Genomic DNA, 26,009 nt, shown 5'->3' on the forward strand with positions numbered 1-26,009 from the left:
TACTAATTTATCACAACCAATTACAGTGATAGATTATCCTAAATATTTCACACCAAATGGAGACGGAATTCATGATAATTGGAAAATTGTTGGATTAGAAGCAAAACATAACGCAAAAATTTATATATTTGACCGATATGGAAAATTAATTAAGCAAATTAACCCATTAGGTGAAGGTTGGGACGGTAAATATAACGGTCAGGACATACCTTCTACGGATTATTGGTTTAATGTTGAGTACATTGAAAACGAACAACAAAAGCAATTTAAAGCGCATTTTTCTTTAAAAAGATAACTTAGAATACTATGAAACTGAGAAATTTATTACTACTTAATTTAATTATTTTTTTTCAATCGGCATTTTCACAAGAAGGAATAGCTGTTTATACGGATTATTTAACAGATAATTATTATTTAATTCACCCTTCGATGGCTGGTGCTGCAAATTGCGCTAAACTTAGAGTAACAGGAAGACAACAATGGTTTGGTCAGGAGGATGCTCCTTCATTACAAACTATGAGTTTTAATACAGCTTTAGATGAAGATGGTAAATCGGGTATGGGTATTATTGCGTTTAATGATAAAAATGGATATCACTCTCAAACGGGTGCAAAATTATCTTATGCACATCATATTTTATTTTCTCGTTCTAAAGCGGATTTAAATATGCTGTCTTTTGGACTAAGTGCGGCTATGGTACAAAGTAGATTAGATGAAACAGCTTTTGTAGAGTTTGATCCTCAAGTTTATGGTGGAATTACTCAAAAAGATTCTTATTTCAATTTAGATGTTGGTGCTTCATATCATTATATGGATTTCTTTACTCACGTAACAGTGAAGAACTTTATTGCAAATAGAAGAGAATTATATTTAGACGGTATTGAATCAGATAACTTAAGAAAGTATTTATGGAGTTTAGGTGCTAACTTTGGAGATGAAGAAAACGTATCTATTGAGCCGTCATTTATGTTTCAAATAACAGAACAAACTGGTGAAAAAGCTATAGATTTAAATGCTAAAGTTTATAAGGCAATGGAATTTGGAAGACTTTGGGGTGGACTTTCATACAGAAGAAGTTTTGACGGTGCTCAATATACAAAAGAACTAGGTGTCGTTAATGATCAAAAATTACAATGGATTACTCCTTTTGTTGGTGTAAATTTCAAACAATTTATGGTTGGATATTCATATAACCAAGTGTTAGGTGATGTTAAATTCGACAATGCAGGATATCATCAAATAACAATTGGTATGAATTTATTCTGTAAACCAAAAGCATTTGACTGTAACTGTCCAGCAGTTTCAAACTAAAATATTTAATCCCGATTTATTCGGGATTTTTTTTTAAATTTTTTTATTATGATTATTAAAGAAGTTCGAGGTAAAAAGCCAGCTATTCCAGCTGATTGTTACATAGCAGAAAACGCAACTATTGTAGGTGATGTTTCTTTTGGAGAGAAATGCAGTGTTTGGTTTAATGCTGTGATTAGAGGTGATGTAAATTTTATTTCAATAGGGAATAAAGTTAATATTCAAGATGGTGCTGTGATTCATTGTACGTATTTAAAGCATCCTACAATTATTGGTAATAATGTTTCAATTGGGCATAATGCCATTGTACATGGTTGTACAATTCATGACAATGTTTTGGTTGGTATGGGCGCTATTATTATGGATGGTTGTGTAGTGGAAAGCAATTCAATAATAGGAGCGGGAAGTGTAGTCACACAGAATACAAATGTGGAAAGTGGTTTTATTTATGCAGGAATTCCGGCTAAGAAAGTAAAAGCGTTAAATACAAGTGATTTCGCTGGTGAGATTGATCGTATTTCTAATAACTATGTTATGTACTCAAGTTGGTTTAAAGAGGACTAAAAAAACGCTTATATGAATTATAGCCGTGGTTGTAGCGGCATCCTTTTATTTTGTTGCTTGTGTCTTTTGCAAGTAACAAAATAAAAGATATAGCGGAAGACACGTGGATTAGTGTTTTGAAAGAAAAATTACTGCTCCTAAAAATCTTTATATTCAACTTTAAATTTATCGCCAATTAATTCTTGCATTACTTCTGGCGGATTGTTGATGTAAAAGGTTTGATTTACGTTTTTAGAAGTATTAAATAAATTGTTGATTTCTAAAATGTTTTTGGTTTGCTTGGCAACGGCTTCGCCAGAATCAATAATTTTGATGTGTTTTGGTATGATTTTTTGAATTTGCGGAATTAAGTACGGATAATGTGTACAGCCTAAAACCAAATAATCAATATCTTGAGCAACCATTGGAAGTAAATATTCTTCTAAAAGTAGGATCATTTTTTTGGAATACATTTCTCCGTTTTCGATAAGTTTTACTAAATCGAAACCAATTTGTTCTACTACTTTAACATCAGAATATAAGGCAACAGTTTGATGAAATAGTTCACTGTTTAAAGTCCCTTGAGTGGCAAGAATTCCAATTTTTTGCGTTTTTGAATGTAGAGCAGCTGGTTTTATTGCTGGTTCAATGCCTATAAAAGGTACATCATAAGATGCTCTTAGTGCTTTTATTGCATTAGTTGTTGCTGTATTACAGGCTACAATTATGAGTTTGCAATTGTTTTTAAGTAAAAACTCGGTATTTTTTTTACTTAATTCTATGATTTCTTCTTGTGTTTTTTGACCGTATGGTGCATTTTTACTGTCAGCTAAGTAAATGGTACTTTCATTAGGTAAAAGTGCGTGTACTTCTTTCCAGATGGATGTGCCGCCTACGCCAGAATCGAAAAGTCCTATTGGGTTTTTGTTACTCATAAAACAAATGTAAAAAAAAACTGCTCAATCTAAAAATAAGATTAAGCAGTTGTTGAAATTTTATGTAATGATATTAGAAGCCTAATTCTTTTTTAACATCAGCTAATAAATCAGTTCCATCAGCTAATAAAACACCACTACCTACAGTTGAGTCTAAAACGTATTGAATTCCTTTAGCACGAGCTACTTTTTGAATAGCTGCTTGCGCTTTTTCCATTAATGGTTTTTGTAATTCAACTGATTTATCTTGTAATGATTTTGAGGCATCATCTTGATATTTTTGAATTCTTGAACCAAAATCTTGCATCTCTTGAGAACGCGTTTCGTTTAAAACATCACCAGCTGTTGGAGCTTCTTTTTCGTATTGTGCTCTTTTAGTTTGGTATTCTGTTACTAATTTTTTGTATTCAGTATCATAACCGTCTCTCAATTTATTTAATTGAGCTTCTGCTGCTTTCATTGCTGGCATTGTAGTCATTAAAGCACTTACATCAATATGTCCAACTTTAGTTTGAGCACTTGCTACTTGTGCTCCAAAAAACATTACTATTGCAATAAATAGGGTCTTTAATTGTTTCATTTTAATTTAATTTAATAAGGGTTATTTAATCTTTTTTTGGTTCTGGATTTGTTTTATTTTCGTTTTTCTTATTTAATAACGATTCTCTTTTCGCTTTTTGATCGTCTAATAATTTCTGACGGGCTTCGGCTCTTGTTTTTAAAAGTTCGGCTCTTTTGTCGTCTGCTTCTTTTTTCTTAGCAGCAGCGTCATCTTTACGTTCTTGCAGCTTTTTTTCTCTTTCGTCTTTTGTTGCTTGAACTTTTTTCTCTTTATCTACTATTTCAGGATTTTCAGTAGTTTCAAATTCTCTTTTTTCTTTTGCATCCTGAATTTTTTGTTGTTTTTTTGAGTATTCAACTTTTTTTCCAGCTCTTGCTAAAGCATCTACAACAAAATCACTAATATCAAATCTTTCTGCTGTGAAAAGCATAGTTAAATCTGATGATTTATCGAAAATGAAATCGTAATTTCTTTTAACGGCAATATCTTGTACTATATTAAAAACTTGATCTTGAATTGGTTTTACTAGCGCCGATTTTTGAATCATTAAGTCACCTTGTGGTCCAAATCGTTTTTGTTGATAGTCTAGCATTTCTTTTTCAAGAACGTTTATTTCCTCTTCTTTATCGTTAATTAATTCCTTAGTTAACAATACTTTTTCAGATGCTAATGCGTCCTTAAGTTTTTTGATGTCATTTTTCTTGGTTTCAATTTCTTGTTTCCAAGTATTTGCTTTTTGCTCTAATTGGTTTTTTGCTTCGGCATATTCAGGAACTTTTTCCAAAATATACTCCATATCAATATAACCAATTTTCGTTGTTTTTTGAGCCTGTGCTACAAATAAAACAAAACTAAAAAGTAAAACAAAATATTTTTTCATAAACTTAAAGTGTTAAATTCAACTATCGTGCCAAAGTTTAAAATTGTTGTCCGATGATAAAGTGAGGTTGCCATCCACTTTTTACTGTACCACCAGGAATTGGGTCGAAACCATGAGCGAAATCAAAGCCTAATAATCCGAAAGCTGGCATAAATACTCTTAACCCGAAACCTGCAGAACGCTGCATTTTGAATGGGTCAAATTTCTTGAAATTATCAAATGCAGAACCCGCTTCAACGAAACTCAAAGCGTAAATTTTTGCTGTTTGTTTCATGGTAATTGGATATCTTAATTCCATAGAGTATTTGTTATAAACAGTTCCTCCGTTAGACGAAGATAAGGAATTATTTGGATATCCACGTAATTGTATTACTTCTCTTCCGTCTAAAGAGTAGTTAGCTAAACCCTCTCCACCAACATAAAATCTTTCGAAAGGTACAATTCCTCTATCAGAATTATAGGCTCCAAGGAATCCAAATTCAGCTCTTGTACGTAAAACGAATTTTTTATACACTTTAGTATACCAATCTCCACTAAATTTAATCTTATAAAATTCTAACCATTTAAATCTTTCTTGGTCAACTTTAGCTTGATCTGCTACTGCACCAATATAACTATCTGCCTTTTCAAAAACTGCAGGAGAACTAGAAACTTGAACTAAGTAATCACCATTAACTGGAAAAAGATTGTTAGCATTGGCTTGTACAAATAAACCTGAATTAGTATTGTATTTTAGTTTGTATTCTTCTTTGTCTTTTAATCCAGCATAGTCTACGCCATTGAATAATGAATAAGGCAATGTGAATTTAGCAGATACAGAGAAAGTTGAGCCTCTGTCTGGGAATACAGGATCTAAACCTCTACTATCACGAGTTAATGAAGTGTTGAAAGCTAAGTTACGAGACGCACCATTACCAAATGTAAATAATCCAGTATTATAATTATTTAAATCATAGTAAGAAAAGGAAACCGAATTAGATAATTGGAAGTAATCATCCGGAACTTTTAATCTTTTTCCATACCCAACTGTTATAGTTGAAATATTGAAACTCTTATCTCTTGTTACATCTCTTGATTGATAATCATACAAAAATTGCTTACTGTGTGATAATGAAGTAAAGAAACTAATTGGTTTTTTCCCGCCTAACCATGGTTCTGTAAATGATAAACTATATACTTGGAAACTTTGACTTCCTTGTAAACGTAATGCCATTTTTTGTCCGTCACCCATTGGTAAAGGTTGGTATGCTTTTTTGTTAAAAATATTTTTTAATGAGAAGTTATTAAAAGACAATCCTAATGTTCCAATGAAACCTCCGGCACCATAACCTCCTTGTAATTCTACCTGACTAGAACCTTTTTCTACAACTGTCCAATCTAAATCTACAGTTCCTGCAGCAGGATCCATATTTACAGGCTCTGGTCTAATAGCTTCCGCATCAAAGAAACCTAATTGACCTAATTCACGAACAGAACGAATTACTTGTTCTTTATTCCATTTTTCTCCTGGTCTGGTTCTTAATTCACGGTAAATTACTTTATCATTCGTTTTGTCATTACCTTTTACTGTAACGTTGTTTAAATAAGCAACTGGGCCTTCTGTAATTCTAATTTCGAAATCGATTGTATCGTTTTCTGTTTTTACTTCAACAGGGTTAATGCTTGACCATAAATAACCATTGTTTTGGTATAAATTAGCAATATCTTCACTATCTGGAGCTGAATTATCAGCTATTCTTTTTTGTAATAAAACACCATTGTATATTTCACCTTTTTTAATTCCTAAAATAGAATTTAAAACTTGGTCTGAATACACCGTGTTTCCAAGGAATCTAATGTCTCCAAAATAGTATTTTCTACCTTCTTCTAGGTTAATATCAATATTGATGTTGTTTTTTTCTTTGTTGTACACTACACTTTCAGAAACTATTCGGGCATCTCTATATCCTTTTTCTTTATATTTTGTAACTAAGGCAGTTAAATCTTCTTTGTATTTGTCTTTTATGAATTTTGAAGATTTGAAAAGTCTGTAAATTTTCTTTTCTTTTGTGTTTTTAAAAGTTCTCTTTAATTTTCTATCGATTATTTGTTCGTTACCAATAAAATTAATTTTCTTGATTTTTACTTTTTTACCTTTATCTACAAAAATAACCATATCTACTTTAGTGTCAGTAGAGTCGGCTAATGTATTAATAGTGGCTTTAGCATTGAAATACCCGTCTTTTTTGTACTTATTTTCAATGTAGTTTTTTGTGTTTGTAACTAGATTATCATTAACAACTTTCCCTTTTGTTAGTTCCGTTTCTTTAATGATATCTTCTCTTTTACCTTTTTTTACACCTTTAATTTTAACTTCATTTAATTTAGGTAATTCGTACAATTCTAATTCAAGAAAAATACTTTCACCTTCAATTTTTTTAACGTAAAAATTTACATCATTAAATAAACCAAGTTTCCAAAGTTTTGAAATAGCTAAACTAATTTCTTCTCCTGGAACTCTGATTTTGCTTCCCATTTCAAGTCCAGTAAATGTTATTACTGTTTGCTCGTTAAACGAAACTTTACCTGTAACTTCAACACCAGCAAGAATATATTCTTTTCCTTTTTCTAAAGTTGTTTCTTGTGCATTTATTGTATTTCCTATAAATAATAAGGTAAATAAAAATAGTATTCTGTTTTTAAACATTGTCAATTTATCTAATTTGTTCGCTAGTTTTTCCAAATCTTCTTTCTCTTTTTTGATAACTTATTAGTGCTTTTTGTAATTCTTCTTCGTTGAAGTCTGGCCAAAGCACATCTGTAAAATAAAATTCAGCATATGCAATTTGCCATAGTAGGAAATTACTTATCCTGTGTTCGCCACTTGTTCTTATCACTAAGTCCACATCTGGCATGTTCTGCGTGTAAAGATGCTCATTAATAATTGATTCATCAATAGCATCGGTTGAAATTATATTATTTTTAACTTTTTCAGAAATTATTTTAACAGCATTTATGATTTCATCTCTCGCGCCATAACTTAAGGCTAAAGTCAAAGTCATTCGAGTGTTGTTCTCTGTTTTAGTTATAACTTCTTGTAATTCTTTTTTTACGCCAGATGGTAAACTATCTATATTACCAATGGCATTTAATTTTATATTGTTTTCTTGTAATGTTTTTAATTCTTTTTTCAACGCACTAATTAATAATTTCATTAATGTGTCGACTTCAATTTTTGGTCTGTTCCAGTTTTCTGTAGAAAAGGCGTAAAGTGTTAAAAATTCAATTCCAAGTTTAGCGCAATTTTCAACCGTTTGCTTCACGGATTTGGTGCCTTTTTCATGGCCAAATACGCGTAACATTCCTTGTTTTTTTGCCCAACGACCATTGCCATCCATAATGATAGCAAGGTGTTTTGGTAAATTATTTTTATCTATCTCTTTTTCCATTTTATTTACTTGCACAAAAACATGGGTTTTTTCCAAATGTATAGGTTAAAGTAAATCCTGTAAAAACATACCAATCTTTATTGTTTAAATTTCCAAATTTTAATGTTTCGAAATTTTCGTTTTTAGGATTACTACCATCTAAATTATCTGTAAACGTATATCTTGCTCCTGTTTCTAATCCTAATACTAAATGGTTTGCGATTTTAGCTTTTACCCCAACTACCATCGGTATTGCGAATGAAAAATCTTGATAATCTTCTTTACTTACTTTATTAATTACAAAAGTTTCATTGTATATAAACGTTGAAATCCCTGAGTAAACATAAGGTGAAATAACAAAATCAGATTGATGCAAATCAAAATCTAAAAAATTAAATTCTAAACCTGCAGAAAATTCCTTTATGTTATTTTTTATTTCGTAACCTCTTAATTTTCTATTTGGCGCATCACTTTCTACATCTTTTGCAATAATAGATGTTTGAGTATACGAAAATCGCCAAGAATGTCTAGTACTTTTGTTCCATTTGTAAAGCACCCCTAAAGCAGCTTCATTTGGATCTAAATAGCTAGCTTTTCCAACGTCTCCGATGTAATTACTCCCACCTACAAAAACTCCAATTTCGTGAATTTGCCCGAAAGAAGTCATGCAGAATAAAAATCCGATAATATTTAATAAAAATCTTTTCATTTTTTAAATAGTTTGCAAATATAATAATATTGAGCTACTAACCATCTTAAACCAAGTTTTTTTGATGATTAACTTGATTTAATAACGTAAAAAAATGAAAAATCGTGTGTTATTCCGATTATGTATTCCATATAGTTTGATTTTTATCAAACCATTTTCATGTTATATCGGAATTTCAATTTAATTGTTTTTGTAATTTTAGTTCCTTTTGTCTTCACCCCACAGCAGTTTTTTTCTGATGGTTCTTAGGAAACCTTCTTCTGGGAATTCTACAATTAAAATGAAAAAATCTGTTTTTTTAACGATAAGTACCGTTTCGTTTGAAACAGAAGCCATTCTGGAGTCTAAAGAAACTAAATATTGATCTTCTCTTCCCTTTATTTTTAAGGTAAGTTGCGAATCGTCTGGAATTATTAAAGGTCTTGCTGTTAAATTATGCGGCGCAATAGGTGTAATTACAAAACAATTGGATGTTGGCATAATAACTGGTCCACCACAACTTAACGAATATCCTGTAGAGCCTGTAGGTGTAGAAATAATCAATCCATCAGCCCAATAGGAATTTAAATATTCGTTATTAATGTATGTTTCAATCGTAATCATAGAAGTAGTATCTTTTCGGGAAACCGTAATTTCATTTAGTGCGAAATTGATGTCTTCTAAGTCAGAATTTGCTGGGTTTGACTGTAAACTTACTAATGTTCTTTTAGAAATTGAAAAATCGTTGTCTAATACTCTATTTAATAAATTTTCAATATTTTCTTCTTGAACGGTTGCTAAAAACCCTAATCTTCCTGCGTTAATTCCAATAATTGGTAAATTTGAATCTCTAACAAAAGTGGCCGCTCGTAAAATCGTTCCATCGCCACCAATACTGATTAAATAATCGAAATTATCTTTCAAGCATTCGTGAGAATCAAAGGTTTTGTAGTTGGATAATTCTACATTATTTTCAAGTAACTTGTGATAAAAAACACTGTAGAAACATATTTCAATATTTTTTTGATCTAAAAACGCTACCACTTTTTCTACAATAGAATGTGTGTTGTTTTGATAATACTGACCAAATACGGCTATTTTCATAACTTAAATATTTAAATATTTGTCTAAATAATCCGAGCGATCTTTTAAACCCGCTAAATACGAATCTTCTTGATGTTCAGATAAAATCGTATAATTATATCTCCTAAAAGTTTGGATGATTTCGTTAAAATTATTTTGCAATATTTTTAACGTAATTTGAGTTAAAGTTGGAGTAGAGTTAGAAATAAAAACCCCTAAAATTTTAGAGTCATTACTCTCTACGATTTGACAAATTTGACTAAAAGTGAAATCTGATGTTTCTTTTTCAATTACAATAATGCCGCCATCTTCTTTTACAAATGTTGTTTCGTTTAAAAAATGTAATACATCGTCTAATTCATAAAAACCAACATAGTGATTTTTGTCGTCTAAAACCGGTAGTAAATTGGTGTGGTTTTTAGAAAACTCTTCAAAAACATCAAACCAATTCATATTACTTCTTACAAAAAAGCGATTTAAGTTTAATTTGTGTTCGTTAATTGTGTTGGATGTTGTGAAAATTTCAGTGTCTTCTTTTGCAATGGATCCAATATAAATATCTTGTTCTAAAACAGGAAAATGAGAATAGTCATAATCTAAAAACAAATTTTCTGCATCAGCAATTGAATCACTGACTTGTAATGGTTGAAATTGGTTGTTTAAAAAATCTGTAATTTTATCCATAAATATTAGTTCAAAACTATTGCAAATTAAGTAAAAAATACAAATTAGTCTATTTTTTGTTTGTAATTTTGTACAAATTAAATACAATTATGACAAAGTTATCTGTTAATATTAATAAAATTGCGACCTTAAGAAATGCGCGTGGTGGTAATGTTCCTGATTTATTGCAAGTTGCTAAAGATATTCAAAAGTTTGGTGCGAACGGAATTACGATTCATCCTCGTCCAGATGAAAGACATATTACGTATCAAGATGCGCGTGATTTAAAAAATGTGGTTTATACCGAATATAATATAGAAGGAAATCCACAACATAATTTTATTGATTTAGTTTTAGAATGTAAGCCAGATCAAGTGACTTTAGTGCCAGACGCGATTGGAGCAATTACTTCAAATGCAGGTTGGGACACGGTAAAACACCAGTCGTATTTAAAAGAAGTGGTTCAAGAATTTCAAAGAAATAATATTCGAGTTTCTATTTTTGTAGATCCAATTGAAGCCATGATTGACGGTGCAAAAGAAACAGGATCGGACAGAATTGAATTATACACAGAAGTTTTCGCACATCAATATGGTTTAGGAAATCAAACTGCTATTGAACCTTTTGTGAAAGCAGCAATCAGAGCCAATGAATTAGGTTTAGGAATTAACGCTGGTCACGATTTAAGTTTAGATAATATCAAATTTTTTAAAGATAACATTCCGAATTTATTGGAAGTTTCAATCGGACACGCTTTGGTTTCAGAATCTTTATATTTAGGTTTTGAAAACGTAGTGAATATGTATTTGAATAAGTTGAAATAAATATAATAAGTGACTTCGAGAGCCTCAGTCACCAGTTGGCTGAGGCTTTCGAAGTCAAAGTAAGATAGAAAAATAATCTTTGCGACTTAGTGTCTTTGTGGCAAAAACTAGCGACTTATAAAAATGTTATACTCAAAAATAGAAGGAGAAGGAAAACCATTTTTAATTATTCACGGATTTTTAGGAATGTCAGACAATTGGAAAACCTTAAGCACGCAATTTGCACAATTAGGTTTTCAAATCCATTTGTTAGATATGCGAAATCACGGAAAAAGTTTTCACTCGGATGCATTTAGTTATGAAGTTATGGTGGAAGATGTGAAAGCCTATATCGATTTTCATAAATTGGAAAACATCACACTTTTAGGACATTCCATGGGTGGAAAAATTGCGATGCTGTTCGCAACAACTTATCCAGAATTGATTGATAAATTAATTGTTGCAGATATCGGTCCGAAATATTACGCGCCACATCATCAAAGTATATTAGCAGCTTTAAATGCAGTTGATTTTACTGAAAAACCGAGTCGTGCTGAAGTAGATGAAATTATTTCAGAATACATTTCAGATTTTGGTACAAAACAATTCTTACTTAAAAATTTATATTGGGTAGAACCAGGTCAATTAGGTTTCCGATTCAATTTAAAAGTTTTTAATGATAAAATTTCAGAAATAGGAACTGCACTTCCAATTGAAAATCATTTCCATAAGCCAACCTTATTTCTTCGCGGCGAAAAATCTGATTATATTTTAGATTCTGATTTTGAAACTATATATTATCATTTTTCTGAAGCAAAAATCATAACAATTCCTAACGCTGGGCATTGGTTACACGCAGAAAACCCAAATGCATTTTATTACGAAGTTGTCAATTTTCTATAAAATTTATTATGCATACATAATATTTTAGTTAAAAAAATTGTAAATTTCATAATTAATGTTAATTTTGAATTAATATTTAACAGAAAAACTAAACTAAATTTCAATTATGAGAAAATTATTTTCTTTATCATTACTAACTTTGGCTTCAGCTTCTATGTTCGCAGGTGGATATAGAGTTTCGATCCAAGGTCAGAAACAATTGGCGATGGGACATACCGGAGTTGCAGTTGTAAATAGTGCAGAGGTTACCTTTTTTAACCCTGCTGGTATGTCTTTCTTAGATAAAAAATTCAACTTATCTGTTGGTGGAAATGCATTGTTCGCAAAGACAAGATTCCAAAATTCTCAGTATAACCAAACGGCTTCTACGGATAATATGGGAACACCATTTAGTTTGTATGCAACCTATAAGATTGCTGATTGGGTTTCTGCGGGTTTAGCAGTGTATACACCTTATGGTTCTTCAGTAGAATGGGATAAAGGTTGGCAAGGTTCTCATTTAGTTAATAGTATTGATTTGCAAGCCATTTTTGTACAACCAACTATCTCTTTTAAAATTGAAGATATTTTTAGTATTGGTGGTGGACCAATTTATGCAAATGGTAGTGTAAATTTCAACAGAAACATTACGCCAAATCCTTTATTAGGTAGCACAAATGTAGATTTAGAAGCGAAAAGCATTACTGCTTGGGGTTATAATGTTGGTTTTATGTTTAAACCTGCTAAACAAATTACATTAGGAGTTGATTACCGTTCGGAAATTATTATGGAAGCTAGAGGAGGTTCAGCAACTTATTTAGATAAAAATGGTGTTGCAGATTTAAACCCAGCTTTTACGGATGGTACTTTTGATGCGGATTTACCATTACCTGCTGAATTAACAGCTGGTATATCTTTTAAACCAAGTGAAAAATGGTTGTTTGCTTTTGATTACAATTTTACAAAATGGAGCGCATATGAAGCTTTAGATATTACAATTTACAATCAAAATTCAACACCGGTTGTTTCTAAAAATCCAAGAAATTATCAAGATTCTAATACCTATCGTTTTGGAGTTCAGTATCAAGCTACGCAAAAATTCACTGTTCGTGGAGGTTATTATATTGACGAAAGTCCAGTCCAAGATGGATACTTTGCTCCAGAAACACCACGTAACGATTCTGTAGGTTATACAGGTGGTTTAACATATCAATTAAATGATAAATTAGGTATTGATGTGTCATTCTTGTATTTACACTTTGATGAAATTGATAATTCTTATGATTATTATGATGATCCATTAACTGTTCCTGATCCTACAGGAAACCCATATACTTCTTTCGGTGGAACATATAAATCAACTGTGTTTTCTCCAGGTATTGGTATAACTTACGGTTTCTAATTTAAAAAATATTCAAAATGAAAAATAAATTTATATTATTAGCAACTTTAGTAATAGGTTTTACAAGTTGTGAACCAGAATTTGAAAATGAAGTAACTGCAAATTATTCGTCTGGAGATGCTGATTTTTCTTCTTATGTAGCTGTTGGTAATTCGCTAACTGCAGGTTATATGGATGGAACGGTTTCAAAAGGAAGTCAAATGAATTCTTATCCAAATTTATTAGCACAACAATTTTCTCTTGTTGGAGGTGGTGCTTTTACACAACCATCTTATGCGGATGACGTGAATAATTTAGGAGGATTAACTTTAGGTGGATTGCCAATTGGAAGTACTAGATTAGTTATAGATGCTTCTCAAAGTCGTCCAGAACCAATTGCTGGAACTTCAACTATTGAGGTTTCTAATTTACAAGCTAAAGCATATAATAACATGGGTGTTCCAGGCGCGAAATCTTTCCATTTATTAGCTCCTGGTTATGGTAACTTGGCTGGTGTAGCTTTAGGTCAAGCTAATCCGTATTTTGTACGTCATGCAACAACTTCTGGTGCTACAGTTTTAGGTGATGCTATGATAAAAGCACCAACTTTCTTTACCAACTGGATTGGTGCTAATGATGTGTTAGCGTATGCTACAAATGGTGGTGCTCAAAGTAATGGAACTTCTGCAGCAGATGATCATAACTCAACAGGTAATATGAATCCGCAATCTTATGGTGGAAATGATATTACAAATAGTACTGCTTATGCAAGTGTGTATGGTACAATTATTAATACATTAACTTCAAATGGTGCTAAGGGTGTGGTTTGTACGATTCCAAGCGTAACTTCTATTCCTTATTTTACAACGGTTCCGTATGCACCATTAACTGCTCAAGGAATAGGTAAAGGATTACTTCCTTCAACAGCAACTACTGCCCAACAAATTGCTGCAGGAACAGCTGTAATGACTCAGTTAAATGCTGACTTATATAGTAAACTTGACGCAGTATTTACTTTTTATGGTGAAGCAGATAGAGTAAATCAATTAAATGCAAGTATTGCAAATCCAATTTTAATTAATGATGTAGATGCTGCTGATAGAACTGCGCAAATTTCTGGAGCGTTGCAATTACAAGGTTATTCTGCAGCAAATGCAAATGAAATTGGAGCCGCTTTTGGAAAATCACGTCAAACTACTGCTGCTGATTTAGTGGTTTTGCCAGCATCTTCAGTTGTTGGTACACCGAATGCAATTGCAGCTGCAAATCCAGTATTGGCAGGTATGAATGCTGTTGTAAATGGGGTTTCTTATCCAATGGCTAACAAATGGGTATTAACGGCTAATGAAAAAGCAAAAGTAGCATCTGCAACTTCAGCTTTTAATGCTTCAATTGTTTCTATTGCAAATGCTAAAAACACTGCAGCAGGAAAAACTGTTATCGCAGTTGCTGATATGAATGCTATTATGACTCAATTGGTTTCTGGTATTAAATCAGGAGATGGTTCTTTTTATACAGCCAATTATTTTAGTGGTTCTTCAACAGAAGGTAGTGTGTTGTTTTCTTTAGATGGAGTTCATCCAAATGCACGTGGATATGCAGTAATTTCTAATGAAATTATTAAAGTAATCAACAGAGATTTTAAAGCAAATTTGCCTTTTCATAATCCTTCTTATTTTCCAGGAATTAATATTGTTCCTTCGAACTAAGTTGGAATTTTAAATAAAAATTAAATAGGCACCATTTTTGGTGTCTATTTTTTTTGTTTTAATACTTCGAAATTCATAAATCATAGTTCAGTATTCTAAGTTTAAAAAATTATTTTTACATTTACATATTAATTACAACAATTCAAAAATGAAAAACTATCTTATCAAATTACTTATCTCAACAATTCTAATAGTTGTGATATCTCATTTCTTAAAAATTCAAATTACAGATTATACAGCTGCTATTTTTATGGCAATTGCTTTGTCTCTTTTAAATACTTTTGTAAAACCTATTTTAGTTTTTTTTACTATTCCCGTTACAATAATGACTTTAGGGTTGTTTTTGTTAGTAATTAATGCTGTGATTGTAAAAATTGCCGATTATTTTATTGATGGAATTAGTATGACTTTTATTCAAGCAATAATTTTCAGCATTATACTTTCAATTAGTCAGTACATTTTGAATAAAATTTTTATCGATAAATAGGAAATCTATATTTCTAAAATTCAATAAATTAAAAACTTGTATGGGTTGCAAAAATTATATAATTTTGCAACCCATATTTTATACTTCAAAAAATCAATAAAAATGAACATTAGAAAAGAACACATTGACGCTTTAAATGCCGTTGTAAAAATTACAATTGGTAAATATGAATATACTGAAAAAATTGAAAATTTTTTAGAAGTTAAAAGAAAAACGGCTACATTACCTGGTTTTAGAAAAGGAAAAACTCCAATGGATGTTGTGAGAAAACAATTTGAAAAACCTGCTATCATTGAAGAAGTTAGTAAATTAGTAAACAAAGCTTTAACAGATTATATCGCAAAAGAAAAATTAGATTTATTAGGTAATGCTTTACCAAGAGTAAACGAAAATTTCGATTGGTCGGCTGACGAATTAGTTTTCGAATATGAATTAGGTTTAGCGCCAGAATTTTCTGTTGACTTAGCAAGAGCTGCTGGTGTAACACGTTATAAAATTATCGCTGACGAGGCGTTATTAAACGAGCAAGTAGAAAGAATTCAAAAACAATACGGAAAAATCCTTACTGAAACAGAAGTGAAAGAAGGTTTCGAAATCAACGGAACATTCTCTAACGAAGAAAAAGGAATTGAAAACCAAGCTTTAATTAGTTTAGATATTTTTGCTGATTCGAAAACAGGTAAACAATTTATCGGTAAAAAAGTTGGTGATGTAGTAGTTTTAAAAACTAAAGGTTTATTTAACGACGACCACCAATTAATGGATTATTTAAAAGTTGCTCATGACGATGTTCATGGTTTAGATATTGAAGTGAATTTCACAATTGATGCGATTCAGTCTATCGAAAAAGCAGAAATTAATGACGAATTATTCGCAAAATTATTCCCTAATGGTGAAGTAACTACATTAGAAGGATTAAAAGAAAGAATCAAAGAAGATGCAGAACAACAATTCGTTCAACAAGCAGACCAAAAGTTTTTAAACGATGTTACTGAAGCGTTATTAGAAACTACAACATTTGATTTACCAGAAACATTCTTAAAAAAATGGATTCAAACTATTGGAGAAACTCCATTAACTGCAGAACAAGCAGAGGTTGAATTCGCAAAATCAGAAAGAGGTTTACGTTACCAATTAATTGAATCAAAAATTTTCATTCAAAATAACTTACAAGTTAGATTTGAAGAATTAAAAGATTTCACTTCAGGATTAATCAGACAACAAATGGCGCAATTCGGACAAGCTAATGCAACGGATGCAGAAGTAGACGGAATCGTTTCAAGAGTAATGTCTAATCAAGAAGAAATTAAGCGTATTTCTGATCAAGTTTTAAGTTTAAAAATGATCGACTTATACAAAACAAACGTAAAAGCAACGGAAAAAGAAGTAAACTATCAAGATTTTGTTAAAGCTATGTATGGCGAAATGTAATATTGATAAAAATTAGTATATTTGAACGTCAAACCATTTTGGTTTGACGTTTTTATATTTAAAACAGTAAACTTTAAACCATAAACTTTTAAATAAAATTTAAAATGAACTACGGAAAAGAATTTAAAAAATTTGCGACAAAAAAACACGGTGTAAATAGTTTGTATTACGATAAATTGGTTGGTAGTTTAACGCCTTATATTATTGAAGAACGCCAATTAAACATTTCTCAATTAGACGTGTTTTCTCGTTTAATGATGGATAGAATTATCTTTATGGGAACTGGTGTAGACGATTATATGGCAAATATTATTCAAGCACAATTATTGTTTTTAGAAAGTGTTGATGCTTCTAAAGACATCCAAATTTATATCAATTCTCCTGGAGGAAGTGTATATGCTGGTTTAGGTATTTATGATACGATGCAATACATCAAACCTGATGTAGCAACAATTTGTACAGGAATGGCAGCCTCAATGGGTGCAGTTTTATTATGTGCTGGTGCAGAAGGAAAACGTTCGGCATTACCACATTCTCGTGTAATGATTCACCAACCATCAGGAGGTGCGTCAGGAGTGGCAACAGATATGGAAATTAATTTAAGAGAAATGTTGAAATTGAAAGATGAATTGTATCAAATCATTTCTTCACACTCTAAACAACCTATAGAAAAAGTATTCAGAGATAGCGAACGCGATTACTGGATGATTGCTGATGAAGCGAAAGAATACGGAATGATTGATGAAGTATTAAGAAGATAAATTTGGTCGAAAGTCCAAGGTCATAATATCAAAAGCACTGCTGCTAAGACTTTACGACTTTAGACTTTACGACTTTAGACTAAAAATAATGGCAAAAGAAGTATTAGAATGTTCGTTTTGTGGAAGGAAAAAGCCAGAAACTAATTTATTAATTGCAGGTATTGATTCGCATATTTGCGATAAATGTATCGAGCAGGCGCATGGTATTGTGTTAGAAGAGCTTAAAGGAACAATGGATCCTGAAGCTTTTGGTGACTTAATATTACGCAAGCCAAAAGAAATAAATGCGTTTTTGAATGAGTATGTAATCGGACAAGAACAAACCAAAAAAGTACTAAGTGTAGCGGTTTATAATCACTACAAACGTTTGGCACAACAAGTTACAAACGACGATGTTGAGATTGAAAAAAGTAATATTTTAATTGTAGGTCAAACTGGAACTGGAAAAACATTAGTAGCAAAAACTATTGCAAAAATGTTAAATGTTCCTTTGGCAATTGTTGATGCTACCATTTTAACAGAAGCGGGTTATGTAGGTGAAGATGTGGAAAGTATTTTAACACGTTTACTTCAAGCTGCCGATTATGATGTAGCTAAAGCCGAAAGAGGTATCGTTTTTATTGATGAGATTGATAAAATTGCTCGTAAGAGTGATAATCCATCTATAACAAGAGATGTTTCTGGAGAAGGCGTGCAACAAGCTTTATTAAAATTATTAGAAGGTTCGATTGTGAATGTGCCACCAAAAGGTGGAAGAAAACATCCAGACCAAAAATTTGTTGAGGTAAATACTCAAAATATATTATTTATTGCTGGTGGTGCTTTTGATGGTATTGAACGTATCATTTCAAAAAGATTAAACCGTCAAGCAATGGGTTTCAGTGCGTCTAAAGATTTAGATAAAGTGGACGAAAACAATTTGTTACAGTATATTATTCCTCGCGATGTAAAAGAGTTTGGTTTAATTCCTGAAATTATTGGTCGTATGCCCGTTTTATCGCACATGGATCCGTTAGATGCTAAAACATTACGTGCTATTTTAACAGAGCCTAAAAACGCTTTAATTAAACAATATCAGAAGTTATTTGAAATGGATGATGTTACGTTTACAATTGAAGACGCTGCTTTAGATTTTATTGTAGAAAAAGCATTAGAATACAAATTAGGAGCACGTGGTTTACGTTCGTTATGTGAAGCTATTTTAACTGACGCTATGTTCGAATTACCAAGTTCTGATGAGAAAGACTTAAACGTAACTCGTGAATTTGCAGAACAAACCTTAAACAAGAATTTACTTCAAAAGTTGCAAGTCGCTTCATAAAGTAAAAACATATTATAATCAAAAAAGGCAATCAAAATACTGATTGCCTTTTTTTTATTTTTTATAGTTGTTGTGTGTATTTTTATGCAGCTTTTTTCTCAGTTACAATTTGTTTTCCATTTACATATCTCGATTTACAACTCCAACCTCTACTTGAGCAAGATATTAATATTGACGCGACTGCAACTCCTGCGATGATTTTTTTAATTGACATTGTGTTGTTTTTTTGTTGTTTTTATTTGTTGATTTTGAATTCTGTTCTTCTGTTTAGTTGGTCTTCTTCAGCAGTACAAGTTGTACATTTTACTTTCAACTCCATTTCTCCCATTCCCATGTATTTCAAACGGTCTTTGCTAATTCCTTTCGAAGCTAAATAATCGAAAGTTGCTTTAGCTCTTTTTTCAGATAATACTTTGTTGTATTCATCTGAACCTTTTGCATCAGTGTGAGCGAAAATAGAAATAGACATTTCTTTGTTTTCGTTCAATACATTAATGATTTTATTTAAAGAAAGTGTAGATTCTTGTTTAACAGTTGCTTTGTTAAAATCGAAATAAATGTTTTCAATCTTAATTTCTGTATCTGTAACAACTGGTTTAGATTGTTTTAATTCGATAGCTGTATCGCTGTAAAAATCACCAGAAGTCAATTGTTTTGTAAATGGTTCATAACCGTCTTTTTCAACAGTTACATTGTAAATTGTTAACGGATTGTAAATGATAGAAATATTTCCTTTGTCATCTGTTTTTCCATCAGCCAATATTCTTCCAAATTCGTTTTTAACAACAATTTTGGCATTTGGTAAAGTTATACCAGTCATTTTTTCTTTAATAGCTAATTTTGAAACGGTATTTGGAGCCATTTTTAAATTATATCTATAAATATCGTAATTTCCGTCTGTAGCTGTTTTATCAGAAGAAACATAACCTTTAGTGTCACTTACCATTACAAAAGCTAAATCGTCTTTTCTTGAGTTTAAAGTACCGCCTAAATTAAATGCTGTATGATAACCGTCTTGAGTAATTGATGATCTAAAAACATCAAAACCTCCCATATTTGTATGCCCTTTTGAAGAGAAAAACAAATAGTTGTTGTCATTTGAAATGAAAGGGAATTTTTCGTCTTCTTTTGTGTTAATTTTTGAACCTAAATTAATTGGCGCTCCTAATGTTCCGTTTTCCAAAATAGCTACTTCATATAAATCAAAACCACCAGCTCCACCAGGAATGTTTGAAGAGAAATATAGTTTTTTACCATCATTAGAAACAAATGGAGTTTCAATTGAAGATTGGTCATCCATTAATTTTAATTCTGTAATGTTTGTCCAGTATTTATCAGATTTGATATCTAAATCAGCTGTGTATAACTTGTAAACGTTTGGGTTTTCTTTAGTTGATTGTGTAAAGAAAACTTTGTTTTCATCAGGTGTGAAAGCAATTGTACCTTCGTTGTCTTTTGAATCAATAGCAGAAGCAAATAATAGAGGAAAAGTTAAGTTTCCAGTACTGTCTACATTTACACAATATAAATTGTTATTAGGTGTTTTAGTGTCTTCGTTAATTGTTGTTTCATAATGTCTTCTTTTTTTGTTAGACAAAATGATGAATTTATTTTTAAAGAAAGAAGTTCCAATTTCAGATAATTCGGAATTAACACTAACTTCACTTAATACAAATCGCAATCCTTTAGCGTTTTTATTAATAATGTCATTTATAGAATCTAATCTTGCATTTCTTACTGGTTCTTGGGCAATTGCTGTATTGAACAGTAAAGAAATTAATGTTAATAATAAAAATTTTGTTTTCATGGTATATTTTAGGTTAAATTTTCAGGGGCTACAAAAATATGCATTTTTGTTATAAAAATGCGTTTTATTCTGAATTTTGTGCAAATATGAAGTCTTTGTTGCGGTTTTAAAATAAAAACCGACAATTTACCTCTTTATTCGATAAAATGCACTGATGTGAATTTTTCGTTAAGAAATAAGGGATTGTTTTAAGATTGTAGTAGTTCTTCTAGGTAATTTCTTGAATTAGAAAGTCTTGGAATTTTATGTTGCCCACCTAATTTGTCATTTTTCTTCAACCAATTATAAAATAAGTTTTCTTTTGCAACATGTAAAACAAGTTTGTTTAAAGTCATGTTGTTAAAACGTTTGGCCTCGTAATCAGAATTAACTTGTTGCAGATTTTTATCTAATAATTCCGTGAAATTTTCAATACTTGCTGGATGTTTTTTAAACTCAATTATCCATTCGTGTGCTCCTTTTTCTTTTCCTTCCATGAAAATTGGAGCCACGGTATAATCTAATATTTCACAACTTAACATTTCACAAGTTTTGGCTAAAGCCGAATCGGTATTTTCTACCATTAATTCTTCACCAAAAACGTTGATGTGATGTTTGGTTCTTCCAGTAACTTTAATTCGAAACGGATTTAACGATGTAAAACGAATCGTATCGCCAATTAAATAACGCCATAAACCAGAATTTGTAGTAATAACTAAAGCGTAATTTTTACCAATTTCCACTTCGCTCAACGGAATTACTTTTTGATCTTCTTTCCCGAAAGTATCCATTGGAATAAATTCGTAAAAAATACCATAATCCAACATTAACAATAATTCGTTAGAATCATTTCGATCTTGTAATGCGAAAAATCCTTCTGAAGCATTATAAATTTCATAATATTTGAAATCTGATTTAGGAAATAAATTTCTGTATTGCTCTTTGTAAGGATCAAAACTCACTCCACCATGAAAATAGACTTCCAAATTAGGCCAGATTTCTAAAATATTAGTTTTATTGTTTTCTTCTAACGTTTTGTTTAGTAAAACCATCATCCAACTTGGAACTCCAGCTAAACTGGTTACGTTTTCTAAACTACTTTCTTTAATTATGGCGGGTAATTTGGTTTCCCAATCACTCATTAATGAAGTTTTGTTGCTTGGAGTGGAACTAAATTCTGCCCACATTGGCATATTGTCAATTAAAATGGCCGATAAATCTCCAAAAAAAGTATTGTTGTTTTCATACAATTCTTTGCTACCGCCTAAACGCAAACTTTTACCTGTAAATAGCTGTGAATCTTGATTGTTGTTCAAATACAAACACAATAAATCTTTGCTTGCTTTGTAATGATTATTGTCTAAAGCTTCTGCGCTTACTGGAATGAATTTGCTTTTTGCATTGGTAGTTCCACTAGATTTTGCAAAATATTTGATGTTAGTGTTCCAAAAAATGTTTTGTGCACCCTGACGAGTTTGTTCTATGTAAGGTTCTAATTCTTCGTAAGTTGAAACAGGGATTCTTTCGTTGAAAGTTTTGTAATTTTTAATGCTGTTATAGTCGTATTTTTTTCCTAAAACGGTATTTTCTGCTGATTTTAACAATCCAAATAAAATTTCTTCTTGTACTTCAATAGGGTATTTAGTAAACAATTCAATTTGATGAATACGTTTTTTTAAAATCCATGAGGCAATCGAATTTATTATGGTTATTGGCATTTGAGTATCTGTATTTTTATAACTTTACCAAAAATAATAATTTTTATATCAATTACAATTTTTATGACAACTTTTGAAGGCACCTTAACAAAAATGGAAACCGAAATGGGTTCGCCAATTCAGTATTATTTAATTTTTGATACCAACTTTATTAACGTTAATCAACTTATTAATAAAAATATAGAAATTACACACAAAGGATATCAGTGTTTAAATTGTAAGAAAGCAAAGAAAATTTGGCGTCAAGGTTTTTGTTACGATTGTTTTTCAACTATTCCGGCTGCAGCCGAATGGATTATGAATCCAGAATTGAGTAAAGCGCATTTGGATATTGAAGATAGAGATTTAGCATACGAAAAACGCGTACAATTACAACCTCATACGGTTTATTTAGCTTTATCAGGCGGACTAAAAATAGGTGTTACTAGAAATACACAAGTTCCAACACGTTGGATTGATCAAGGCGCGGTGCAAGCATTGCCTTTTATAGAAACACCAAATAGATATTTAGCTGGAGTTGCCGAAGTGGCTTTAAAAAATCATTTCGCAGATAAAACCAATTGGCAAAAAATGCTGAAAAATGAAATACATGTTGTGAATTTATCTGAAGAGAAAAATAATTTGAAACAATGGTTGCCAGAAGAAATTAAACCTTATTTTTTGGAAAAAGATACCTTATATGATTTTGATTTCCCGGTTAATAAGTATCCATTAAAAGTATCGAGTTTAAATTTAGAAAAAACACCAAATTTCTCAGGGAAAGTAGTCGGAATTAAAGGGCAATATTTAATTTTTGATGACGGAACTGTTTTTAACGTAAGAACGTATGAAGGTTACGTGGTGAGTTTGAAATTTTAACACATAAAAATGCCACGAATTATCGAGAACTCAATAATTCGTGGCAAATAATAAATTTTATTTAAAAAGTATATTCTAAGCCAACCCCAACAATTTGTTTCCATTGCACTCTTGGTCCTTCAGTAATTTGAATACCATCAACTTCTCTTTTGTTTTTAATGTCGTTATCGTATAATAAATGTGTTCCTAAATTAGCTCTTACATATTTATTTACAATCATTTCTATTGCAATCTGCCAATCCACATCAATATTTCCAAAGTCTTTTAAGTAATCTGTATATAAAGTAGCTCTTGTGTCTAGATTAATATTCGTCATAATTTTTGTTTTCCATTGACTTGATACTAAAGCTCCTAATTCTGTTCTGTGTTTTTTCCCGTTTTCTAGAATTATAGTTCCTGTTTCATCATAAACAGCTTTGTCAACTCCAAATGCACCATCATTGGCTAATCTTTGGTCTAATACTAAAGTTGTTTTTTGAGTTAAAGGAGATAAATACAAATTAAAACCTAAATCTTTTCTAGAATATTCAGCTCCAATTCCTAAGAAAAAGTATGCAGGAGCAAAAGGTCTAGAAATAGGTTTTTCAACATTTGGATAACTATAACCATCAGAAAATTGATTTAAAAAACTAAATTTTCCTCCGTAATACCAATTGCTAATTGTGTCTCTTCTATACCCTAAAGTAGAGTTCAAGCTAATTTGATCATCAGTTTTTCTAAGATCTTGACTTTCTTGTTTATTTATTCCATAACGAACAATTAATTCATTGTCCCATTTTTTATTATCATTTAAATAGTTTCTAATAAATTGCCCTTTAGTCAAACCAGAAATTGAATTATTTCCACCGGCAGACCAGTTTAAGAAAGTAATTTGGGTAAAATCGATACCTACTTTATTTATTTTTTTCCAGTGAGAAATGGTGTCTGGTTTTTCAGTTCTGATGATTTGAGAAAAAGATGCAGTTGAAAAAACTAATAGGGTGAAAAATAAAATTCTTTTAATCATGATTTGTTTCAATAAATAATTGGGTTAAACTTATAGTGTCTAAATGAGTTAATTCAAATAATTGTTTTACAGTGCCATGTTCAATAAATGTATCCGTAACACCGCGATTTATAATTTCGTTTTTATACTTATTTTGTGTGGCAAAAGTATTAATTATACTTCCTAATCCGCCATTTATAGTTCCTTCTTCAACTGTTATAATTGTAGAATGGTTGGCAAAAATACTTTCTAATTTTTCAATATCCAAAGGTTTAATCCAACCGACATGAAAATGAGAGTAATTTTCTGATTTTCCAGTATTTGCAATCGCTTTTGAAACGTTATTTCCTATCGTTCCTGTTGATAAAATTGCAATTTTGTTACCTTCTTGTAAAGTTTGAATTTTTCCAATTTCAATTTTTGAAAAAGGTTGTTTCCAATCTATAATTTCGCCTTTTCCTCTTGGATATCTTATCGCAATCGGATGTTTTAATCCTAACGAAGAAGTATATAAAATATTGCGTAAGTCGATTTCATTCAAAGGTGCGTAAATCAGCATGTTCGGAATGCAATTCATATAAGCAATATCAAATAATCCGTGATGAGTTGCGCCATCTTCACCTACAAAACCTGCTCGATCTAAACAAAAAATGACGGGTAAATTTTGAATCGCCACATCATGAATGACTTGATCATAAGCACGTTGTAAAAAAGTAGAATAAATATTGCAGAAAACAGTTAAACCTTGAGTTGCCATTCCAGCTGCTAAAGTTACAGCGTGTTGTTCGGCAATTCCAACGTCAAAAGCGCGATCTGGAAAAGCTTCCATCATGTATTTTAAAGAACTTCCAGAAGGCATCGCTGGCGTAATTCCAACAATTTTTTTATTTTCTGTAGCCAATTCGACTAAAGTATGTCCGAAAACATCTTGAAATTTAGGTGCTAAATTTTCATTTTCTGGTTTAAGAATTTTACCAGTAAGTTTATCGAATTTTCCAGGTGCGTGAAATTGCAACTGGTTTTCTTCTGCATACGATAAACCTTTACCTTTTGTAGTAATGATATGTAAAAATTTCGGACCTTTTATGTTGCGTAAACGTTTTAATTCGGAAAGTAATTTTGGTAAATCGTGTCCGTCAATCGGACCCGAATAATCAAAATTCAACGATTTTATAATGTTGTTTTCTTTTGGGTTTTTACCTTCTTTTACTGCTGTTAAATAGTCTTTCAAAGCGCCAACACTTGGGTCAATTCCCATGGCGTTGTCGTTTAAAATTACTAATAAATTAGCATCCGTAACTCCAGCATGATTTAAACCTTCAAAAGCCATTCCACTTGCAATAGAAGCATCGCCAATAACTGCAATATGTTGTTTTTCTATATCGCCATTAATTTTAGAAGCAATAGCCATTCCTAAAGCTGCTGAAATAGAAGTAGAAGAATGTCCTACACCAAATGTGTCGTAAACACTTTCAGAACGTTTTGGAAATCCAGAAACCCCATCAATCTCTCTGTATTTATGAAAAATTTCACGTCTTTCAGTTAGAATTTTATGTCCGTAAGCTTGATGCCCAACATCCCAAACTAATAAATCATTCGGTGTATCGAAAACATAATGCAAAGCAACCGTTAATTCTATCACGCCCAAACTGGCACCCAGATGACCTTCTTTTTGAGAAACGATATCGATGATAAATTCTCTAAGTTCATTGGCTACTTGCGGTAACTGACTTTCAGAAAGTTTCCTTAAATCGATTGGTGTCGTAATATGTGAAAGTAAATTTTCCATTGGTCCAGCAAAAATACAAATTCAGA

Annotated in this window: 25 protein-coding genes; 12 read left to right on the forward strand and 13 right to left on the reverse strand. The window is 31.2% G+C overall.

Annotated features, from left to right (window positions below; translation table 11 throughout):
• The 3 genes from G6N05_RS04805 to G6N05_RS04815 form a co-directional block, all read left to right on the forward strand.
• Nucleotides 1-295, forward strand: a 295-nt coding sequence (locus G6N05_RS04805) for a T9SS type B sorting domain-containing protein (RefSeq protein ID WP_166125449.1), incomplete at its 5' end; no start/stop codon positions are given.
• A gap of 11 nt (nucleotides 296-306) precedes the next feature.
• Nucleotides 307-1,311 carry a PorP/SprF family type IX secretion system membrane protein gene (locus G6N05_RS04810; protein WP_166125450.1) on the forward strand — a complete coding sequence of 335 codons (1,005 nt, stop codon included), beginning with the start codon at nucleotides 307-309 and terminating at the stop codon, nucleotides 1,309-1,311.
• Between the two features lie 48 nt (nucleotides 1,312-1,359).
• On the forward strand, nucleotides 1,360-1,875 hold the full coding sequence (locus G6N05_RS04815; RefSeq protein ID WP_166125451.1) for a gamma carbonic anhydrase family protein: 516 nt from the start codon (nucleotides 1,360-1,362) through the stop codon (nucleotides 1,873-1,875).
• A gap of 137 nt (nucleotides 1,876-2,012) precedes the next feature.
• Here G6N05_RS04815 and murI read toward each other — a convergent pair whose 3' ends face one another.
• The 8 genes from murI to G6N05_RS04855 form a co-directional block, all read right to left on the reverse strand.
• The gene (murI, locus tag G6N05_RS04820; protein ID WP_166125452.1) at nucleotides 2,013-2,789 is read right to left on the reverse strand and encodes a glutamate racemase; all 777 of its coding nucleotides are present in this window, start codon (nucleotides 2,787-2,789) and stop codon (nucleotides 2,013-2,015) included.
• A gap of 73 nt (nucleotides 2,790-2,862) precedes the next feature.
• On the reverse strand, nucleotides 2,863-3,369 hold the full coding sequence (locus G6N05_RS04825) for an OmpH family outer membrane protein (protein WP_166125453.1): 507 nt from the start codon (nucleotides 3,367-3,369) through the stop codon (nucleotides 2,863-2,865).
• Nucleotides 3,370-3,394: 25 nt separating this feature from the next.
• Nucleotides 3,395-4,231 carry an OmpH family outer membrane protein gene (locus tag G6N05_RS04830; protein ID WP_166125454.1) on the reverse strand — a complete coding sequence of 279 codons (837 nt, stop codon included), beginning with the start codon at nucleotides 4,229-4,231 and terminating at the stop codon, nucleotides 3,395-3,397.
• A 37-nt stretch (nucleotides 4,232-4,268) separates the two neighbouring features.
• A complete protein-coding gene (bamA, locus tag G6N05_RS04835; protein WP_166125455.1) occupies nucleotides 4,269-6,917 on the reverse strand; it encodes an outer membrane protein assembly factor BamA in 2,649 nt (882 codons plus the stop codon).
• Between the two features lie 7 nt (nucleotides 6,918-6,924).
• Entirely contained in the window at nucleotides 6,925-7,659 is a 735-nt protein-coding gene (locus tag G6N05_RS04840; protein ID WP_166125456.1) for an isoprenyl transferase, read from the reverse strand.
• A gap of 1 nt (nucleotide 7,660) precedes the next feature.
• Nucleotides 7,661-8,347, reverse strand: coding sequence for a type IX secretion system protein PorG (porG, locus tag G6N05_RS04845; protein ID WP_166125457.1), 687 nt, complete (start codon nucleotides 8,345-8,347; stop codon nucleotides 7,661-7,663).
• 198 nt (nucleotides 8,348-8,545) lie between these two features.
• On the reverse strand, nucleotides 8,546-9,430 hold the full coding sequence (locus tag G6N05_RS04850) for an NAD kinase (protein ID WP_166125458.1): 885 nt from the start codon (nucleotides 9,428-9,430) through the stop codon (nucleotides 8,546-8,548).
• Nucleotides 9,431-9,433: 3 nt separating this feature from the next.
• The gene (locus tag G6N05_RS04855; RefSeq protein WP_166125459.1) at nucleotides 9,434-10,093 is read right to left on the reverse strand and encodes a CBS domain-containing protein; all 660 of its coding nucleotides are present in this window, start codon (nucleotides 10,091-10,093) and stop codon (nucleotides 9,434-9,436) included.
• 89 nt (nucleotides 10,094-10,182) lie between these two features.
• On the opposite strand from G6N05_RS04855, the gene G6N05_RS04860 reads away from it, so the two are divergent.
• The 8 genes from G6N05_RS04860 to clpX all read left to right on the forward strand — a co-directional run bounded on the left by G6N05_RS04860 (nucleotide 10,183) and on the right by clpX (nucleotide 18,847).
• Nucleotides 10,183-10,896 carry a pyridoxine 5'-phosphate synthase gene (locus G6N05_RS04860; protein ID WP_166125460.1) on the forward strand — a complete coding sequence of 238 codons (714 nt, stop codon included), beginning with the start codon at nucleotides 10,183-10,185 and terminating at the stop codon, nucleotides 10,894-10,896.
• Nucleotides 10,897-11,019: 123 nt separating this feature from the next.
• The gene (locus G6N05_RS04865; RefSeq protein WP_166125461.1) at nucleotides 11,020-11,778 is read left to right on the forward strand and encodes an alpha/beta fold hydrolase; all 759 of its coding nucleotides are present in this window, start codon (nucleotides 11,020-11,022) and stop codon (nucleotides 11,776-11,778) included.
• Between the two features lie 106 nt (nucleotides 11,779-11,884).
• Entirely contained in the window at nucleotides 11,885-13,159 is a 1,275-nt protein-coding gene (locus G6N05_RS04870) for an OmpP1/FadL family transporter (protein WP_166125462.1), read from the forward strand.
• A gap of 17 nt (nucleotides 13,160-13,176) precedes the next feature.
• A complete protein-coding gene (locus tag G6N05_RS04875; protein ID WP_166125463.1) occupies nucleotides 13,177-14,847 on the forward strand; it encodes a G-D-S-L family lipolytic protein in 1,671 nt (556 codons plus the stop codon).
• A 148-nt stretch (nucleotides 14,848-14,995) separates the two neighbouring features.
• Nucleotides 14,996-15,334: a phage holin family protein gene (locus G6N05_RS04880; RefSeq protein ID WP_166125464.1), complete on the forward strand. Its 339-nt coding sequence runs from the start codon at nucleotides 14,996-14,998 to the stop codon at nucleotides 15,332-15,334.
• Nucleotides 15,335-15,436: 102 nt separating this feature from the next.
• Nucleotides 15,437-16,765, forward strand: coding sequence for a trigger factor (locus G6N05_RS04885; protein WP_166125465.1), 1,329 nt, complete (start codon nucleotides 15,437-15,439; stop codon nucleotides 16,763-16,765).
• A gap of 104 nt (nucleotides 16,766-16,869) precedes the next feature.
• Nucleotides 16,870-17,526 carry an ATP-dependent Clp endopeptidase proteolytic subunit ClpP gene (gene clpP / locus G6N05_RS04890; protein WP_166125466.1) on the forward strand — a complete coding sequence of 219 codons (657 nt, stop codon included), beginning with the start codon at nucleotides 16,870-16,872 and terminating at the stop codon, nucleotides 17,524-17,526.
• An 88-nt stretch (nucleotides 17,527-17,614) separates the two neighbouring features.
• Nucleotides 17,615-18,847 (forward strand): ATP-dependent Clp protease ATP-binding subunit ClpX, encoded by a 1,233-nt coding sequence (gene clpX, locus G6N05_RS04895; protein WP_166125467.1) that lies wholly within the window; start codon nucleotides 17,615-17,617, stop codon nucleotides 18,845-18,847.
• An 82-nt stretch (nucleotides 18,848-18,929) separates the two neighbouring features.
• Here the strand turns inward: clpX and G6N05_RS15700 are convergent, their stop codons facing one another.
• From G6N05_RS15700 to G6N05_RS04905, 3 genes are all read right to left on the reverse strand, one after another.
• On the reverse strand, nucleotides 18,930-19,061 hold the full coding sequence (locus G6N05_RS15700; RefSeq protein ID WP_262887785.1) for a hypothetical protein: 132 nt from the start codon (nucleotides 19,059-19,061) through the stop codon (nucleotides 18,930-18,932).
• Nucleotides 19,062-19,082: 21 nt separating this feature from the next.
• Nucleotides 19,083-20,654: an OmpA family protein gene (locus G6N05_RS04900; RefSeq protein WP_166125468.1), complete on the reverse strand. Its 1,572-nt coding sequence runs from the start codon at nucleotides 20,652-20,654 to the stop codon at nucleotides 19,083-19,085.
• 188 nt (nucleotides 20,655-20,842) lie between these two features.
• The gene (locus G6N05_RS04905; protein WP_166125469.1) at nucleotides 20,843-22,351 is read right to left on the reverse strand and encodes a GH3 auxin-responsive promoter family protein; all 1,509 of its coding nucleotides are present in this window, start codon (nucleotides 22,349-22,351) and stop codon (nucleotides 20,843-20,845) included.
• A 63-nt stretch (nucleotides 22,352-22,414) separates the two neighbouring features.
• Here G6N05_RS04905 and G6N05_RS04910 point away from each other — a divergent pair, with 63 nt between their 5' ends.
• Nucleotides 22,415-23,209 carry a DUF2797 domain-containing protein gene (locus G6N05_RS04910; RefSeq protein WP_166125470.1) on the forward strand — a complete coding sequence of 265 codons (795 nt, stop codon included), beginning with the start codon at nucleotides 22,415-22,417 and terminating at the stop codon, nucleotides 23,207-23,209.
• A 61-nt stretch (nucleotides 23,210-23,270) separates the two neighbouring features.
• On the opposite strand, the gene G6N05_RS04915 is transcribed toward G6N05_RS04910, so the two are convergent.
• The gene (locus G6N05_RS04915; RefSeq protein ID WP_166125471.1) at nucleotides 23,271-24,215 is read right to left on the reverse strand and encodes a DUF3078 domain-containing protein; all 945 of its coding nucleotides are present in this window, start codon (nucleotides 24,213-24,215) and stop codon (nucleotides 23,271-23,273) included.
• Complete coding sequence (locus tag G6N05_RS04920; protein WP_166125472.1) at nucleotides 24,208-25,983, reverse strand: 1-deoxy-D-xylulose-5-phosphate synthase; 1,776 nt, start codon at nucleotides 25,981-25,983, stop codon at nucleotides 24,208-24,210. Before G6N05_RS04920 ends, G6N05_RS04915 begins: the two co-directional genes overlap by 8 nt.
• Nucleotides 25,984-26,009: the final 26 nt, after the last annotated feature.

Origin of the sequence: Flavobacterium bernardetii, assembly GCF_011305415.1 — a bacterium.
Lineage (GTDB): Bacteria > Bacteroidota > Bacteroidia > Flavobacteriales > Flavobacteriaceae > Flavobacterium > Flavobacterium bernardetii.